The organism is Brevibacterium oceani, from assembly GCF_013623835.1.
GTDB classification, from domain to species: Bacteria; Actinomycetota; Actinomycetes; order Actinomycetales; family Brevibacteriaceae; genus Brevibacterium; species Brevibacterium oceani.
In genome coordinates this window covers 318,167-333,577 of record NZ_JABKDE010000004.1, presented here as the reverse complement: position 1 = coordinate 333,577, position 15,411 = coordinate 318,167, and the positions used below count along the sequence as shown (strand labels likewise).

16 protein-coding genes are annotated in these 15,411 nt (G+C 66.3%); 3 read left to right on the top strand and 13 right to left on the bottom strand.

Features of this window, described 5'->3' with window-relative positions:
• Positions 1 to 146: 146 nt before the first annotated feature.
• From HK401_RS10960 to HK401_RS10935, 6 genes are all read right to left on the bottom strand, one after another.
• Positions 147 to 1,421, bottom strand: coding sequence for an MFS transporter (locus HK401_RS10960; RefSeq protein ID WP_444861039.1), 1,275 nt, complete (start codon positions 1,419 to 1,421; stop codon positions 147 to 149).
• Positions 1,422 to 1,459: 38 nt separating this feature from the next.
• The gene (locus HK401_RS10955) at positions 1,460 to 2,341 is read right to left on the bottom strand and encodes a nitroreductase family protein (protein WP_258234143.1); all 882 of its coding nucleotides are present in this window, start codon (positions 2,339 to 2,341) and stop codon (positions 1,460 to 1,462) included.
• The gene (msrA, locus tag HK401_RS10950; protein ID WP_181274886.1) at positions 2,329 to 2,850 is read right to left on the bottom strand and encodes a peptide-methionine (S)-S-oxide reductase MsrA; all 522 of its coding nucleotides are present in this window, start codon (positions 2,848 to 2,850) and stop codon (positions 2,329 to 2,331) included. Before msrA ends, HK401_RS10955 begins: the two co-directional genes overlap by 13 nt.
• Positions 2,851 to 2,926: 76 nt before the next feature.
• On the bottom strand, positions 2,927 to 3,592 hold the full coding sequence (locus HK401_RS10945; RefSeq protein ID WP_181274689.1) for a peptide deformylase: 666 nt from the start codon (positions 3,590 to 3,592) through the stop codon (positions 2,927 to 2,929).
• A gap of 20 nt (positions 3,593 to 3,612) precedes the next feature.
• Positions 3,613 to 4,416, bottom strand: a complete 804-nt coding sequence (locus HK401_RS10940; protein WP_181274885.1) for an HpcH/HpaI aldolase/citrate lyase family protein — start codon at positions 4,414 to 4,416, stop codon at positions 3,613 to 3,615.
• Positions 4,417 to 4,424: 8 nt separating this feature from the next.
• A complete protein-coding gene (locus HK401_RS10935; RefSeq protein WP_258234142.1) occupies positions 4,425 to 4,988 on the bottom strand; it encodes a MaoC family dehydratase in 564 nt (187 codons plus the stop codon).
• Positions 4,989 to 5,085: 97 nt separating this feature from the next.
• Between HK401_RS10935 and HK401_RS10930 the strand changes: the two genes are divergently transcribed.
• Complete coding sequence (locus HK401_RS10930; RefSeq protein WP_181274688.1) at positions 5,086 to 5,763, top strand: histidine phosphatase family protein; 678 nt, start codon at positions 5,086 to 5,088, stop codon at positions 5,761 to 5,763.
• A gap of 87 nt (positions 5,764 to 5,850) precedes the next feature.
• Here HK401_RS10930 and HK401_RS10925 read toward each other — a convergent pair whose 3' ends face one another.
• The 3 genes from HK401_RS10925 to HK401_RS10915 are packed head-to-tail and all read right to left on the bottom strand — an operon-like array spanning position 5,851 to position 6,904.
• Complete coding sequence (locus HK401_RS10925; RefSeq protein ID WP_181274687.1) at positions 5,851 to 6,324, bottom strand: SRPBCC family protein; 474 nt, start codon at positions 6,322 to 6,324, stop codon at positions 5,851 to 5,853.
• Between the two features lie 35 nt (positions 6,325 to 6,359).
• Entirely contained in the window at positions 6,360 to 6,710 is a 351-nt protein-coding gene (locus HK401_RS10920; protein WP_181274686.1) for an ArsR/SmtB family transcription factor, read from the bottom strand.
• Between the two features lie 53 nt (positions 6,711 to 6,763).
• Positions 6,764 to 6,904 (bottom strand): hypothetical protein, encoded by a 141-nt coding sequence (locus HK401_RS10915; protein ID WP_181274685.1) that lies wholly within the window; start codon positions 6,902 to 6,904, stop codon positions 6,764 to 6,766.
• On the opposite strand from HK401_RS10915, the gene HK401_RS10910 reads away from it, so the two are divergent.
• On the top strand, positions 6,903 to 7,724 hold the full coding sequence (locus tag HK401_RS10910) for an HAD-IIA family hydrolase (protein ID WP_181274684.1): 822 nt from the start codon (positions 6,903 to 6,905) through the stop codon (positions 7,722 to 7,724). The genes HK401_RS10915 and HK401_RS10910 overlap by 2 nt on opposite strands.
• 172 nt (positions 7,725 to 7,896) lie before the next feature.
• Here HK401_RS10910 and cls read toward each other — a convergent pair whose 3' ends face one another.
• The 4 genes from cls to HK401_RS10890 form a co-directional block, all read right to left on the bottom strand.
• Entirely contained in the window at positions 7,897 to 9,387 is a 1,491-nt protein-coding gene (gene cls, locus HK401_RS10905; RefSeq protein ID WP_181274683.1) for a cardiolipin synthase, read from the bottom strand.
• Positions 9,388 to 9,657: 270 nt separating this feature from the next.
• Complete coding sequence (locus HK401_RS10900; protein WP_181274682.1) at positions 9,658 to 10,830, bottom strand: acyl-CoA dehydrogenase family protein; 1,173 nt, start codon at positions 10,828 to 10,830, stop codon at positions 9,658 to 9,660.
• A gap of 54 nt (positions 10,831 to 10,884) precedes the next feature.
• Entirely contained in the window at positions 10,885 to 12,990 is a 2,106-nt protein-coding gene (locus tag HK401_RS10895) for an acetyl-CoA carboxylase biotin carboxylase subunit (protein ID WP_181274681.1), read from the bottom strand.
• A gap of 8 nt (positions 12,991 to 12,998) precedes the next feature.
• The gene (locus HK401_RS10890) at positions 12,999 to 14,612 is read right to left on the bottom strand and encodes a carboxyl transferase domain-containing protein (RefSeq protein WP_181274680.1); all 1,614 of its coding nucleotides are present in this window, start codon (positions 14,610 to 14,612) and stop codon (positions 12,999 to 13,001) included.
• A gap of 133 nt (positions 14,613 to 14,745) precedes the next feature.
• Between HK401_RS10890 and HK401_RS10885 the strand changes: the two genes are divergently transcribed.
• On the top strand, positions 14,746 to 15,402 hold the full coding sequence (locus HK401_RS10885; RefSeq protein WP_181274679.1) for a TetR/AcrR family transcriptional regulator: 657 nt from the start codon (positions 14,746 to 14,748) through the stop codon (positions 15,400 to 15,402).
• Positions 15,403 to 15,411: the final 9 nt, after the last annotated feature.

Genomic DNA, 15,411 nt, shown 5'->3' with positions numbered 1-15,411 from the left:
TCCTAGTGAGTGTCCCGTCAACGCGACATGAGGATAACCTGAATTCGCAGAATCCGACCCGCCGGCAGCAGGTCGCTTCGATCACCAGCTTGGTCCCTGCACCGAGCTGGTGCAGGTTCACCGAGCCGAAGCGTGAGCGCGGGGCGTCATCCAGCCGATTTCACTGCTCGGGGCCGGGTCTCGCGGCCGAAGAGCCACAGTCCCGCGGCGATGATGCCGAGGACGCCGGTGAGCAGGAACGCCCACGAGTAGTCGAAGTGGTCGACGACGGCTCCGGCGATGACGGGACCGAGGATGGCGCCGCCGTCGAGTGCCATCTGGTAGCGGGCGAGCACCCGTCCGCCCTTCCGGTCGCGGCCGATGACGTCGGCGACGGTGGCCTGCTGGGCGGGATTGGCCAGCCCGGAGCCGATGCCGGCGATGACGGAGAAGACGAAGAACAGCCAGATGGCGTCGGTGAACGCCAGGGCCGCGGTGGTCACTCCGAGGACGAACAGACCCCATTGGATGAAGGGCTTGCGGCCGACAGTGTCCGCGAAGCGTCCGACGACGGTCACGGCCGAGGCATTGCCGATGGCGAACATCGTCAGCGCCAGACCCGCGACGGCGGTATCGGCCTTGAGGGCCTGGATCGCGAACAGCGGGTAGATCGCCACGCGGATGCCCATCGCCGACCAGCCTTGGACGAAGGCGGAGATGAGCGCCGAGCGGTAGGCGGAGTCCTTCCAGGCTTCGCGGAAGGACATGACTTCCTGCTGCTTCTCGTTCTTCTCCGCCTCCAGACGGGCGCGTCCGGACTTCGTCGAGGATCCGAAGGACGCGGTCGAGGCGAGGAAGATCCGCACGACGACGGCGGCGACCAGGAGGCCGACGGCGTAGATGATGAAGGGGATGCGCATCCCCCACCCGGCCATAGCACCGCCGAGCACGGGGCCGGCGATGTTGCCGACGAGGAACGCGGTGGCGTACGTCGACGACGCCTTCGCGCGGGCATCGACGGGTGCGAGGCGGACGATGAGCGCCATCGCGGAGACGCTGAACATCGTCGATCCGATGCCGCCGAGGCCGCGGAAGATCAGCAGCTGCCAGTAATCCTGGGCGAAGGCCACGGCCGCCGTGGAGGCGGCGACGATGAGGAGACCGGTGATATAGATGCGGCGTTCGCCGAAGGCATCGACGAGGCGGCCCGATGAGGGAGAGAAGACGAACCGGAAGAACGCGAAGGAGGAGACGACGATGGTCGCTGCGGTGACCCCGAAGTCGAAGCTCGCCGCGAACTGCGGGAGGACGGGGGCGATGATTCCGTAGCCGAGTGCGACGATGAACGCCGCGGCGACGAGGACGTAGATCTCCTTCGGCAGACGCCGAGTTTCCGCCTGCGCGGCAGCATCCGCCGAGCCGGCGTCGCCGGGTGGGGTCACGGCCGCCTCGTCGTGGGTGCCGTCGTTCTCGTGCGCGGTCACAGGGTGTCGAGGAACTGTTCGGGCTTCGGCAGCGGTCGGGTGCTCGTGGCCAGACGTTGACGGTACCGTTCGGGCACGGCACCGATGTAGAACCAGCCCATGAGGAGTTCGTTCTCCTCCAGCCGGTGGAGGTCGCGCACGGGCTGCGCGTTCGTCAGGGTGCCCGAGCGCCACATCACTCCCCAACCGGCCTGCCACAGGGCGAGTTCGAGGAGGTTCCCGGCACCGGCGGCGGTGGCGTGCTGCTCCCATTCGGGAACCTTGTCGTGCTCGACGGGTGAGGCGACGAGGGCGAGGAGGAGTTCGGCCCGCAGGGGTTTCGTGTTGGTCTCACCAGGTTTACGGACCACTCCGGCGGCTTCGTCGAGGGCGGCGCCGAGGCGAATCCGGTTATCGCCGCGGAGGATGAGGAAGCGCCACGGACGCAGTCCCTTGTGGTCGGCGACCGAGGAGACCGCGCGGATGATCTCGAGCAGGTCGGAGTCGTTCGGGGTCTCCGGTTCGACCTTCGAGATCGACCGGCGGGTGCTCATGGCGTAGAGGACGGGATCGGCGACGATGTCGATCGACGCCGGAACCGAGTAGTCCGGACCGCGGCGAGGCGGCTCGCTCCCAGCGGGGCGCTCGTTCCCAACGGCCGCCTCGGCGGATTGCGGCTTCGCCGAGTCTGCGACGGGACGGGCGTTCTTCATGTCCTCGGCGGCGAGATTCTTGGCCCACGGGCCGGTGTTGCCGTCGAGGAAATGGGCGCGGACACGATCCTTCGTCACCTGACAGGCGTCTTCCTCCTTGCCGCCGGCTTTTCGGCACTTTTTGGACTTGTGCTTTTTGTCCTTGTGCTTCTTGTCCTTCTTATCGCCGCCCATCAGCTCAGCCAATCGGCGAATTCGGTGCGGGCGCGGCGCAGCTTCGGATCGATGATGACACGGCAGTAGCCGTTGTCGGGGTTCGCAGTGTAGAAGTCCTGGTGGACAGCCTCGGCGGGATAGAACGTACCGAGGGGTTCGAGCGTGGTCACGATCGGTGAGTCGAAGAGGGTCTGCGCGGATTCGACGGCGGCGGCGAAGCAGGCCTTCTCCTCTTCGTTGCGGTAGAACATCGCGGACCGGTACTGGGTGCCGACGTCGTAACCCTGCCGGTTGAGGCTCGTGGGGTCGTGCCCGGTGAAGAAGAGTCCGAGGATGATCTCTTCGGGCACGATCTCGGCGTCGAAGGTCACCTGCAGTGCTTCGGCATGACCGGTGGTCCCGGAGCAGACTTCCCGATATCCGGGGTTGTCGGTGTGGCCACCTGTGTATCCGGAGATGACTTCGGTGACTCCGGTGGTCCGCTGGTAGACGGCGTCGAGGCACCAGAAGCAGCCGGCACCGAGGGTGAGAGTACGCAGATCGCTCATAACTCGTATAACGATGACGGATTCAAGTTATTCCCGCAACGAGGTGGCCCCACCCACCCGGCGAAGCTCACATCACCATGCCGCTGGGCAGGGAGAAGCCGAGTTCGGCTGCGGCCTTCTGCGTCGAGGGCTGATGCCAGAACTTCGCCACCGAGGTATTCGTCGCCAAGGAACGCATCTCGGCCTTGTCGAGGAACAGCACCCCGGACAGGTGGTCGGTCTCATGGGCGACGATGCGGGCGGACCAGCCGGTGACCACCTCGGCGATGGGGGCACCCTGGAGGTCGGTGCCGGTGAGTTCGATCTCGCGAGGACGAGCGACGACGGCCTGGTAGCCGGGAATCGACAGGCAGCCTTCATAGAAGGCGACGTCATCCGCACTTGCCCGGGAATAGGCGGCGTTGAGGACGACGCGCAACGGCATGGGCTCGCGCTGCCGCACCGCGGCGACCTCGGGGTCGCGGGCGCCGGGGTCCTCGGCGACGAACATCGACAGGCTCACCCCCACCTGCGGTCCGGCCAGGCCGACTCCGGGGGCGGCGAGCATGGTCGCGCGCATCACCTCGGCGAGCTTCTCAAGCTCCGCATCGTCGACCTGTCCGTCGAAGGGTCGGGTCTCGGCGCGCAGCACCGGGTCTCCGGCCTCGACGATGGGTGCGGTCCCATCCCCCGACTCGGCGGCGGTGAGGACAGCGCGGATCTGGGCGGCGATGGTCGCGTCGGCCTCGTGCAACTTCGAAGTCCCTCCGTGGTTCAGTTCGCGCGGGCGACGATGAGTTCGGCGTGCTTGAGCAGTGGTGCGTCGATCATCTTGCCCTCAAACGCGAAGGCGCCCTTCTCGGTCTTCGCGAGTTCGAGCACGGACTTCGCCCAGGTCAGCTGTTCGTCGCTGGGGCGGAAGGCGTCGCGGATGACGGGGACGTGGTTGGGGTGGATCGAGACCTTGCCGGAGAACCCGGACTGCACGGCGTCCTCGGCCTCGAGCGCGAGTCCTTCGAGGTTCGGGATGTCGGCCCAGATCGAGTCGAGGGCGAACTTGCCGTGGGCGCGGGCGGCGAGCAGGGTCTGGCTGCGCACGTGCTTGGCGACGTCGCGGTAGTCGCCGTCGGCATTGCGTGAGGACCCTCCGCCGAGGTCGGCGATGAGGTCCTCGGATCCCCACATGAGGGCGTAGGCATTGGGTGCGGCGGCGATCTCGGCGACGTTGAGGGCACCCAGTCCGGTCTCGATGAGGGCGATGACCTGGTAGCCGGCGAGGATCGTCAGGTCGGACGCGCGCTGCGACTTCGGCAGCATCACGGCCGTGTAGTCGGTCTTCGCGAGCATTGTGAGATCCTCGCCGAGGTGCTCTGAGTCCCTGGCATTGACACGCACGACGGTGCGAGCAGGGTCGAGCGGGTAGTCGATGATCGCCTCGCGGGCGGTGTCTTTGTCCGCGTCGTTGACCGCGTCCTCGAGGTCGAGGATGACGATGTCGGAGCGTTCGGCGGCTTTCGTGTACCGGTCGGGACGATCGCCGGGGCAGAAGAGCCAGGCGGGTTTGAACTCGAGGGCCATGGGAGTACTCACTTTCCTGATTCGGGCCGGTCGTCCGCGGCGGCCGTCGCGTCGTTCGCAGCCGCGATCGCGTCGTTCGTCGCCGCCGTCGCGTCTTTAGCGTGGCTCGAGTCGAACATCATGGTCTGGCGCACGGCCTTGGCCACGAGGGTGCCGTGCTGGTTGTAGCCGCGGTGTTCGAGGGTGACGATGCCCTGACCGGGGCGGGACTTCGAGTTGCGCTTGTCGAGGATCGTCGTCTCCGCGTAGAGGGTGTCGCCGTGGAACAGGGGCGCCGGGAAGCTGACCTCGGAGAAGCCGAGGTTGCCGACGATCGTACCCTGGGTCAGCTGAGTGACCGAGAGTCCGATGAGCGTGGCCAGGGTGAACATCGAGTTCACGAGCCGCTGGCCGAAGGGTTCGGTCTCGGCGAAGGCCGCGTCGAGGTGGAGGGCCTGGGTATTCATGGTCACGGCCGTGAACCACGTGTTGTCCGCCTCGGTGATGGTGCGTCCCGGCGCGTGCTTGTAGGTCGCGCCGACTTCCATCTCATCCAGCCACAGACCTCGTTGTTCGATGACCTTCTCACCCATGTGTCACTCCTCACTCGTCGTACTGTGAGCTTATCGTCTGGCGTGGTCACCGAGGTAGCCGGGGGCGGTCTTCGTGTCGGGTAGCCTCGGGTTCACTATGGCCCTCACCCGCACGCTCTACGTCGTCACCCACCCCGAGTCCCGCCACCATGTCGAGGGCCGCGTGGGCGGATGGTTCGACTCGCCCCTGACCGAGCGCGGACGGTCCCAAGCCCGGTCCATCGCCACCGAGCTCCGCAGACGGATCCCGGCCGATGCCTCGGCGGAGGTGGTCACCTCCGATCTGGCCCGGACCCGGTCGACCGCCGAGGTGGTCGCCGAGGCCCTCGGCACCCGCGCCCAGGTGGCGGCGGGCCTGCGGGAGAAGTCGTACGGGATCGCGGAGGGCCGGGAGCAGTCCTGGCTCGACGAGCGTTTCGTCTTTCCGCCGAAGCCCGAAGATGTGGCGGGCAGCGAGCACATGCTCGATCATCAGGCTCGCCTCGATCACGACGAAGGCATCGAGGGTGCTGAGACGAGGCGCGAGCTCGGCACTCGGGTCTATGCGGCGATGGATGAGATCCTCGCGCGCCCCGCGACTCATCAGGTCGTCGTCACTCACGGGTTCGCGCATACCTTCGTCATCGGTCGGTGGCTCGAGGTGCCGCTCGACGCGATGGGGTGGGCGGCGTTCGCGGCTCGCTCGGGCTGCATCACGGAGCTGACCGAGGATGCCGCGTTCGGCAATCGCACTCTGCGCAGGCTGGCAGACGTGGGCCACCTCGGCGAAAGCTGAACCGGGCTGCTTCGATCAGAACTGAGCCGGGCCACCTCGGCGATTACTGAGGTGACCCGGCACCAGGTCAGGGATACAGCCAAACGGTCAGCCGATGATCTCGGCGTCGAAGACGTTGAACGCGGAGTTCCAGCCGTCGTAGGCGCTGGCGTCGGATCCGGAGTCGTTGGGGAGTCCGACGACGGTGAAGGTCATCCGCGTGGTGGCGGGGTCGATTTCGTCGAGGATGACGCTGACGAGCGGGGCGTCGTCGATGGCATCGGGGCTGCCCCACGTGAAGTCGAGTCGGCGCGGTTCCTCGATGCGGCGGTAGCGCCCGGCTGTCGGGAACTCCTGCCCGGTGTCGGGGATGCGCATCGTGTAGGTGTATTCGCCGCCGACGCGGAGGTCGACGGTGACGGATTCGCGCGGGGTGATCAGGGTTTCGGGGTGAAACCACCGGGCCATGGTGTCCGGGTTCGTCCACGCATCCCAGACCTGGGCACGGGGTGCGGCGAAGTCCCTGACGATGGTGAAGCTCGGCTGGTCGGTGGCCTCGGTGCTGGTGTTGGTGGTGTTCATGATGGTTCTCCTCCTTGAGTCGATCATGGTTCTGTTCAGTTCGTGCGCTGGTCCTCAGGGTGGCGGGCGGACTTCGGAGCATCCTCGGCGAGGATGTCATCGAGGTTGTCGAAGCGCTGCTGCCATTCCTCGTGTGCCGCCAGCAGCCACTCGGTGGCGCCCGAGAGCTTGTCGGCATTGAGCGAGACGATGCGTCTCTGCGCGCTCTTCGACCGGGTGATGAGCCCGGCGACTTCGAGCACCTTGAGGTGCTGTGAGACGGCGGGTCGGCTGATCGGCAGCGGCTCCGCCAGGTCACCGGAGCTCAGATCACCGGCGCGGAGACGCTCGATGATCGCCCGCCGTGTCGGATCGGCAAGAGCGCCGAAGACCAGATCCAAATTCATTGAAGTCCTTCCTTAATTAAGTAGCCCCTACAATACAGTTCATAGCTCCGGTGTCAAGGGTCGATGACGATGAATTCGCCATTCGGCTCCCCCACGGACACGGCGGGTTCGGCTCCCGGGTCCGCATCGGCGGCCGGGCCGACTAGGCTGGGGGTGTGCCGCTTCGGCCCACCCGCTGACTCGAGGAGAGACATGGATCGCGATTCCATCGAATGCTGGCTGACCGATATGGACGGCGTCCTGGTCAAGGAGAGCAATCCCTTGCCCGGCGCCGCCGAGCTGCTCGCCCAGTGGCGGCAGGCTGACATCCCCTACCTGGTGCTGACGAACAACTCGATCTACACCGCCCGTGACCTCTCGGCGCGACTGCGGTCGAACGGTCTCGACGTTCCCGAGTCGAACATCTGGACCTCGGCGATGGCGACCGCCGATTTCCTCTCCAACCAGGTCGAGCACGGCACGGCCTACGTCGTCGGCGAGGCGGGCCTGACCACGGCCATCCACGAGGCCGGGTTCGTCATGACCGAGAAGGATCCCGAATTCGTCGTCGTCGGTGAGACGCACTCCTACTCGTTCGAAGCGATCACCAAAGCCATCCGACTCATCGAGGGTGGGGCGCGCTTCATAGTCACGAACCCGGATGCCACCGGCCCGAGCCCCGAGGGCATTCTGCCTGCCACCGGTGCGATCGCAGCGCTGATCACGAAGGCCACGAACCGTGAGCCCTATGTCGTCGGCAAACCGAACCCGATGATGTTCCGCTCGGCGCTGAACAAGATCGGTGCGCACTCGATGAGCACTGCGATGATCGGCGACCGCATGGACACCGACATCATCGCCGGGATGGAGGCGGGGATGCACACCGTGCTCGTCCTCTCCGGGATCTCGACCGCCGAGGATGTCCGCGCCTTCCCGTTCCGACCGAACGAGATCGTCGCCGGCGTCCACGAACTCCTTGATGTCCCGCTCGAGCAGCAGAGCGATCTCGGCCCCGACGTCACCGGTTCCGCCTGAGCCTCGATTTCCCGTCTGCATCCGATCCGTCGGCCGCGGAGGCGATGCACCCAAAAATTTAGGTCACTATCGGATACTTCTGACCGCGGAAAAGAATCCGATAGTGACCTGAATTTTTGGCGAAAGTGTCCGATAGTGACCACAAGTCCGCGCCAGGAAGTGCGGGGACCGCTCACTGCAGGGCGGAGGTCAGCCTCATCGCGGATTCGAGGTAGCGGCGGATGAGCGGTCGCTTCTCCCACTCCTCGAGAGTGAGTTCGTGGCTGGCTTCCTGGTAGTCGGAGATGACCCCGTCGATGTCACCGACGAGATCCCCGCCGGTCGTGAGCAGGCTGATCTCGTAGTTGAGGCCGAAGGAGCGCATGTCCATGTTCGATGACCCCATCACCGCGTATCGGTCGTCGACGACGAAGCACTTCGTGTGGAGCACCTGCGGTTTGGGGTATTGGAAGATCCGCACCCCGGCTTCGAGCAGGGACCGGTAGTACGAGGACTGTGCGTAGTCGACCATGAACTGGTCGGCCTGTTCGCTGACGTAGAGTTCGACGTCGACGCCGCGCCGGGCGGCAGTGCTCACCGCAGCCAGCAGCGATTCGTCGGGCACGAAGTACGGGCTGACGATGGCCAGGCGCTCCTGCGCCAGATACATCAGCGAGGTGAAGACCTTGAGGTTGGGTTCGGTGGTGAATCCGGGCCCGGAGGGCACGAGCTGCATCGCGCTCGTCTGCCCACCGACCTCGGGCTCGACCTCATCGCCTTCATAGGGTCGGATGCCCAAGGAATCCCCGCACTCGGTGTACCAGTCGGTGGCGAACACCGCCTCGACGGTGGCGACGATCGGACCACTGAGCTCGACCATGATGTCGTGCCAGTGCCGGCCGATCGTCACGTTCTTCTTCTTGAGGTAGCTCGAGTCGATCATGTTCTGCGAACCCATCATCGCCTTCCTCCCGTCGACGACGAGGAGTTTGCGGTGATTGCGCAGGTCGATGCGCCGCAGCTTCCCGCGCCACGGGATGAACGGGAGCATGAGGTGCCATTCCATGCCGGCCCGGCTCAGGCGTTTGCCGAGGCGGTGGAAACCGGGGTACTTGCGGGAGCCGATGTGGTCGAAGAGGACCTTGACCTTGACTCCGCGCGCGCTTGCTCGCTCGAGCGCTTGGAAGAAGACATCGGTCGTGGCATCCCAGGCCATGATGTAGATCTCGACGTGGGCGTATTCCTCGGCCGAGTCGACGAGTTCGGCCATCCGAGCGATGCTCGCCTCGTAGTCGGAGATCACGCCGTGACTGTCACCGGTGACCATCGGCAGCGCGGTCAGCGCCCGCCCCAGCTGGGCGACGGAGACGAACTCCCGTGGTGCGCCCAGGGAGGGAGGCACATCGGGTAAGTCATCGGCGCCTTCGTGCATGAGCTCATTGGCCTGGGCCTGGATTCTCGCCCGCCGCTGATTGATGTATGGGCTGCCGAGCATGAGGAAGAGCGGGATGCCGACGATCGGCACGAAGAGGATGAGCAGCAGCCATGCCGATGACGATGAGGGGCGACGGTTCTCCGGGACCACACCGATCGCAACGATCTTCGCGATGTACTCGAGGACGATCCAGCTGATGGACAGCACGGACGGAATCGAGCCCAGCTCGAAATCGAAATTCAGCCGCATGTCCCCCGCTCCTGCTCGTCCGTGGTCGCCGGCGGTCATCTGCCGGTCCGCTCACCCCACCTTAGCGGGTGCCGCATGGCGTAGTTCGGCACGCACCGAGGTTCGCCGCACGCCGGAGTTCGGAACACGCGGGTCCTGCATACGGCACCGCCCGCCGTCTCCTGATTCGGATGACGGCGGGCGGATGTGTGAGGGTCCCCGCGCCGAGGCGGCCCCGCGCACCGGATCGCCTGCCCGGCTCAGCGGGTGTGCCCCCTCAGATGGCCGGACTCAGATCCCGAGTTCGCGGGCGATGAGCATGAGCTGGACCTCGGTGGTTCCCTCCCCGACCTCGAGGATCTTCGAGTCCCGGTAGTGGCGGGCGACGAGGTATTCGTTCATGAAGCCGTAGCCGCCGTGGATCTGTGTGGCGTCGCGGGCGTTGTCCATGGCCGCCTCACCGGCGATCATCTTCGCGATCGCCGCTTCCTTCTTGAACGGCAGTCCGGCGAGCATCCTCGAGGCGGCGAGGTAGTACGCCGAGCGGGCGGCGACGACGCGAGCCTCCATGCGGGCGATCTTGAACGAGATGCCCTGGAAGTCGGCGATGGGGTGGCCGAAGGCCTGCCGTTCCTTCGCGTACTTCACCGACTCGTCCACGCAGCCCTGAGCGGCACCGACGGAGAGTGCACCGACGGCGATGCGGCCCTCGTCGAGGATGCGCAGGAAGTTCGCGTAGCCGCGCCCGCGTTCGCCGAGCAGGTTCTCTTCGGGCACCTGCACATTGTCGAAGCTCAGCGGGTGCGTGTCCGAGGAGTTCCAGCCGACCTTGTCATAAGCCGGTTCGGCGGTGAAGCCGGGAGTGCCGGTGGGGATCATGATCGTCGAGATCTCGGGGACCTCGCGACCGGACTTCGAGGTCCGGGTTCCGGTCACGGCGGTGGCGGTGACGAGTCGGGTGATGTCGGTGCCCGAGTTCGTGATGAAGCACTTGGAGCCGTTGATCGTCCACGTGCCGTTCTCGAGCGTGGCCTTCGTCTTCGTCCCGCCGGCATCGGAGCCGGCTTCGGGTTCGGTCAGCCCGAAGGCGGCCAGACCGGAGGCGTCGGTGAGCTTGGGCAGCCATTCATTCTTCTGTTCCTCGGTGCCGAACCGGTAGATCGGCATCGCACCGAGCGAGGCTCCCGCCTCGAGCGTGATCGCCAGGGACTGGTTGACCCGGGCGATCTCCTCGATGGCCAGGCACAGGGCGAAGTAGTCCCCGCCCATGCCGCCGTACTCCTCGTCGAAGGGCAGTCCGAACAGGCCCATCTGCCCCATCTTCGCGACGAGGTCGTAGGGGAATTCGTGCTTGGCATCGAGCTCGGCGCTGACGGGAGCGACCTCCTCGTCGGCGAACTTCGCGACTCCCTGGCGCAGATCTTCGTATTCTTCGGGAAGCATCCCCGGAACAAAGGTTTCCATTGTCTCTTCTCCCGCTTGTGGCGTGGTTGTCGGTGCAGTCGTGTTGCTGATGTGTCAGTTGGCTGGTTGCGAGGTCGCGGCAGATTCCTCGGCAGCGGCCCCTTCGGCCGCTCCTTCGTCGACGACTGTGGCGAGCACTTCGTCGAGTCCGACCTGCCCGCCCGGCACGGCGGTGACGGTGACGATTCCGGCCGCCGGTGCGGTGAGCACATGTTCCATCTTCATCGCCTCGACGACGACGAGCGGATCGCCTTGCTCGACCCGGTCTCCGGTTTCGACCTTGACGGCGACGACGGAGCCGGGCATCGGGGCAAGCACCTCAGCGCCCTCGAGTCCGGGCGTGAGCGAGGAGTCGGCCAGCGGTCGGGTGAAGACGTGGACGCCTTCATGTGTGCTCACCCAGATACTGCGATCACCGGAGTCGGAGAAGATCCGCGCCGTGTGCTGGATCCCGTCGATGGCGACGTGCCATACGTCGTCCTCGTCGATAGTCACGGAGTCTGCCCGTGCGATCACCTCGACTCCGGGTGCGAACTCGGTTGTCGGTGCCGGACCGAATTCGACTTCGGCAGCGTCGTCGACGGTGATCTCGCCGGCTCCGACGAAGTCGAGGCGCACGGTGGGTTGGAAATCGGGGCGAGATGCCCGGAAGGCTGTCGGCCTCCCCCACGCCGAGGCGGTCCCGCCGACTGCGTCCGCTTGGTCCCGAGCCGTGACGGCCCCGGTGATCTGTGTTCCTGCACGGCCGAGTGTCTCGAAAACCGCTGTCGCGGCGAGCTGAGCATGGGTGTCGGTGGCCGGGTGCACCAGCTGCTCCTCATCGAGATTGTCGATGATCGAGGTGTCGAGGTCACCGGACACGACCTCGGGCAGGGCGAGCAGGGTGCGGAGGAAGTCGATGTTCGTCACGATCCCCGGCACCGCCGAGGCGGCGAGCGCACCATCGAGGCGGGCGATGGCCTGGGCCCGGTCGTCGGCGTGGACGATGAGCTTGGCGATCATCGGGTCGTAGTCGGAGACGATCCGCTGCCCGGCATCCAGGCCGGCATCGACGCGGATTCCCTCACCTTCGGGGAAGACGACGTCGAGGGCGCGCCCACCGGTGGGCAGGAACCCGCGCGAGGGATCCTCGGCGTAGATGCGAGCCTCGATCGAGTGCCCGGTCAAGGTGATGTCATCCTGGGTCAGCGGCAGTTCCTCACCGGCACCGACGCGCAGCTGGAGTTCGACGAGATCGACTCCGGTGACCTCCTCGGTGACGGGGTGTTCGACCTGCAGGCGAGTGTTCATCTCCATGAAGAAGAACTCGTCGGGACGGTCGGCGCCGACGATGAACTCCACGGTGCCGGCACCAACGTAGCCCACGGACTTCGCAGTCTCGCAGGCCGCCTGCCCGATCCGGGCCCGGGTCGCCTCATCGAGCAGGGCCGAGGGAGCCTCCTCGATGACCTTCTGGTGACGGCGCTGCAGAGAGCATTCCCGTTCGCCGAAGTGGATGACATTGCCATGCGAATCGGCCATGATCTGGACCTCGATGTGCCGCGGGGTGGCGACGAGGCGTTCGAGGAAGAGTGTGTCGTCACCGAAGGAGCTCGCGGCCTCCCGGCGGGCGGTCTCCAGTGCCGAAGGAAGTTCGGCGGCATCGAACACGGCGTGCATGCCCTTGCCGCCGCCACCGGCCGAGGGCTTGATGAGGACGGGGAAGCCGATGTCGCTCGAGGCGGCGATGAGGTCGTCGTCGCTCATGTCGGCATCCTTCGTGCCGGGCACGAGCGGGACTCCGCGGGAGGACACGGCCTGCTTGGCGGTGATCTTGTCACCCATGGTCCTGATCGCGTCGGGACCCGGCCCGAGGAAGACGATTCCGGCGGCGTCGCAGGCGGCGGAGAAGTCGGCATTCTCGGACAGGAATCCGTAGCCGGGGTGGATGGCCTCGGCACCGGTCGCCTCGGCGGCGGCAATGACCTTGTCGATGCGCAGATACGATTCGGACGCTGCGGCCGGGCCGAGGTGAACGGCGGCGTCGGCGGCTTTGACGTGCGCGGCCTGGGCGTCGGCGTCGGAGTAGACGGACACGGTGCGGATGCCGAGCCTGCGGCAGGTGCGGATGACGCGCAGGGCGATCTCTCCGCGATTGGCGATGAGTACGGTTTTGAACATTGGTCTGCTCACATTCTGAAGACGCCGTAGCCGCTGGCACCCAGCGGGCGTTCCATCGGTCCGAAGCGGGCGAGTTCGAGGGCCATGGCCAGCACCTGCCGGGTGTCGCCGGGTTCGATGATGCCGTCGTCCCACAGCCGGGCGGTCGAGTAGTAGGGGTTGCCCTGGGTTTCGTACTGGTCGCGGACGGGCTGTTTGAACTCGTCTTCGGCCTCGGCGGACCAGGTCTGTCCGCGTCCCTCGATCTGGTCGCGCTTGACGGTTGAGAGGACGCTGGCGGCCTGTTCGCCGCCCATCACGGAGATGCGGGCGTTGGGCCACATCCACAGGAACCTGGGCGAATAGGCGCGGCCGCACATCGAATAGTTGCCGGCACCGAAGGAGCCGCCGATGACGACGGTGAACTTCGGCACTCGGGCGGTGGCGACGGCGTTAACCATCTTCGCTCCGTGCTTGGCGATGCCGCCGGCCTCGTAGTCGCGGCCGACCATGAACCCGGAGATGTTCTGGAGGAAGATGAGCGGGGTGCTGCGCTGGTCGCAGAGTTCGATGAAGTGGGCGCCTTTGACGGCGGACTCGCCGAAGAGGATGCCGTTGTTCGCGACGATCCCCACCGGGTGCCCGTCGAGGTGGGCGAAGCCGGTGACGAGGCTCGTGCCGTATTCGGCCTTGAACTCGTGGAACTCGGAACCGTCGACGAGGCGGGCGATGACCTCGCGTACGTCATACGGGGTGCGGGAGTCCACGGGCACGACCGAGGTCAGTTCGGCCGGGGCATGGGCCGGTTCCCGGGAGTCGACGACGTCCCAGTTGGCCGCCCCCTTGGGCCCGAGCGTGGAGACGATGTCGCGCATGATCTCGAGTGCGTGGGAGTCGTTCGCAGCCAGATGGTCGGTGACTCCGGAGACGCGTGAGTGCAGTGCTCCGCCGCCGAGCTCTTCGGCGGTGACTTCCTCGCCGGTGGCGGCCTTGACCAGGGGTGGGCCGCCGAGGAAGATCGTGCCCTGTTCGGAGACGATGATCGATTCGTCGGCCATCGCCGGGACGTAGGCTCCGCCGGCGGTGCAGGAGCCGAGGACGGCGGCCAGCTGCGGGATGCCTGCGGCCGACAGGGTGGCCTGGTTGTAGAAGATCCGGCCGAAGTGTTCGCGGTCGGGGAAGACGTCGTCTTGGTTGGGCAAGTTCGCACCACCCGAGTCGACGAGGTAGATGCACGGAAGGTTGTTCTCCTTCGCCACTTCCTGGGCCCGCAGGTGCTTCTTCACCGTCACCGGGTAGTAGGTGCCGCCCTTGACGGTCGCGTCATTGGCGACGATGACGCATTCGCGTCCGGCAACCCGGCCGATTCCGGTGATGATGCCGGCCCCGGGGCTCGCGTCCTCGTACATGCCGTTGGCCGCGAGCGGTGAGAGTTCGAGGAAGGGCGTGCCCGGGTCGAGCAGATGCTCGACACGGTCGCGCGGCAGCAGTTTGCCGCGGTCGACGTGACGCTGTCTGGACTTCTCCGATCCGCCGCGGGCAGTGACCTGCACGCGCTCCCGGAGTTCGGCGATGAGCTCGGCATGGGCGTCGGCGTTGACCTGCCCCGTTGCCGGACTGACCGCAGTTCCCACTGCTCTCATTCCCACCCTCATTTCAGTTAATAGTTCTTAACTGACTGCTATGATACTGCTCACAGGCGAAAGTGACAATGCGCGAGCCCTGCTGCACACGGATCACCGGACACAGGCTCAGAGCGAGGGAAGGAAGTCGGACATGTCGACCGACGACACGGTCAAGCCGACGGCACGCGCGGCCGCCAAGGCGGCCAGGCGTGAGCAGCTGTTGGCCGTGGCGAAGAACCTCTATGCCCGGCACGGATTCCACGGCGTCCGCCTCGATGACCTGGGCAAAGGCGCGGGGATCTCGGCACCGGCGGTCTACCGGCACTTCTCATCGAAGGAAGCCGTGCTCGAAGAGCTGCTCGTCGGGATCTCGGAGTATCTGCACACCGGCGGTGGCGAGATCGTCGCCTCCGCCGATCTCCCCGCACAGCCCGGTTCGGATACCGGCACCGAGGCGGCCGCCACGGCTCATACGGACGCGCAGTCGGTGCTGCGCCGCCTCATCGACTTCCATGTCGACTTCGCGATGAGCGAGCCCGAGCTCATCCGCATCCAGGACCGCGACCTCGCGGCTCTGCCCGATGAGTCGCGCCGGACGGTGCGCCGGCTGCAGCGCTCCTATGTCAGTCGGTGGGCCGAGGTCGTCGCGCAGTCCCAGCCGGAGTGGACCCTGGAGGCCGCGACGGTGCGCGTCCACGCGGTGTTCGGGATGATGAATTCGACCCCGTACCAGGCCCGACGCTCAAGCGCCGAGGTGGTCGGGGTCGAATTGCGCGCCGCCGCAGCCGCGGCGCTGGGCATTGACTGAGGCTCACGC

Excerpts from the sequence above, each read along its gene's own strand:
- HK401_RS10940 (WP_181274885.1), bottom strand. The coding sequence starts at position 4,416 with ATGGCCCTCGAGTTCAAACCCGCCTGGCTCTTCTGCCCCGGCGATCGT.
- HK401_RS10935 (WP_258234142.1), bottom strand. The coding sequence starts at position 4,988 with ATGGGTGAGAAGGTCATCGAACAACGAGGTCTGTGGCTGGATGAGATG.
- HK401_RS10930 (WP_181274688.1), top strand. The coding sequence starts at position 5,086 with ATGGCCCTCACCCGCACGCTCTACGTCGTCACCCACCCCGAGTCCCGC.
- HK401_RS10925 (WP_181274687.1), bottom strand. The coding sequence starts at position 6,324 with ATGAACACCACCAACACCAGCACCGAGGCCACCGACCAGCCGAGCTTC.
- HK401_RS10920 (WP_181274686.1), bottom strand. The coding sequence starts at position 6,710 with ATGAATTTGGATCTGGTCTTCGGCGCTCTTGCCGATCCGACACGGCGG.
- HK401_RS10910 (WP_181274684.1), top strand. The coding sequence starts at position 6,903 with ATGGATCGCGATTCCATCGAATGCTGGCTGACCGATATGGACGGCGTC.
- HK401_RS10915 (WP_181274685.1), bottom strand. The coding sequence starts at position 6,904 with ATGTCTCTCCTCGAGTCAGCGGGTGGGCCGAAGCGGCACACCCCCAGC.
- cls (WP_181274683.1), bottom strand. The coding sequence starts at position 9,387 with ATGCGGCTGAATTTCGATTTCGAGCTGGGCTCGATTCCGTCCGTGCTG.
- HK401_RS10900 (WP_181274682.1), bottom strand. The coding sequence starts at position 10,830 with ATGGAAACCTTTGTTCCGGGGATGCTTCCCGAAGAATACGAAGATCTG.
- HK401_RS10895 (WP_181274681.1), bottom strand. The coding sequence starts at position 12,990 with ATGTTCAAAACCGTACTCATCGCCAATCGCGGAGAGATCGCCCTGCGC.
- HK401_RS10890 (WP_181274680.1), bottom strand. The coding sequence starts at position 14,612 with ATGAGAGCAGTGGGAACTGCGGTCAGTCCGGCAACGGGGCAGGTCAAC.
- HK401_RS10885 (WP_181274679.1), top strand. The coding sequence starts at position 14,746 with ATGTCGACCGACGACACGGTCAAGCCGACGGCACGCGCGGCCGCCAAG.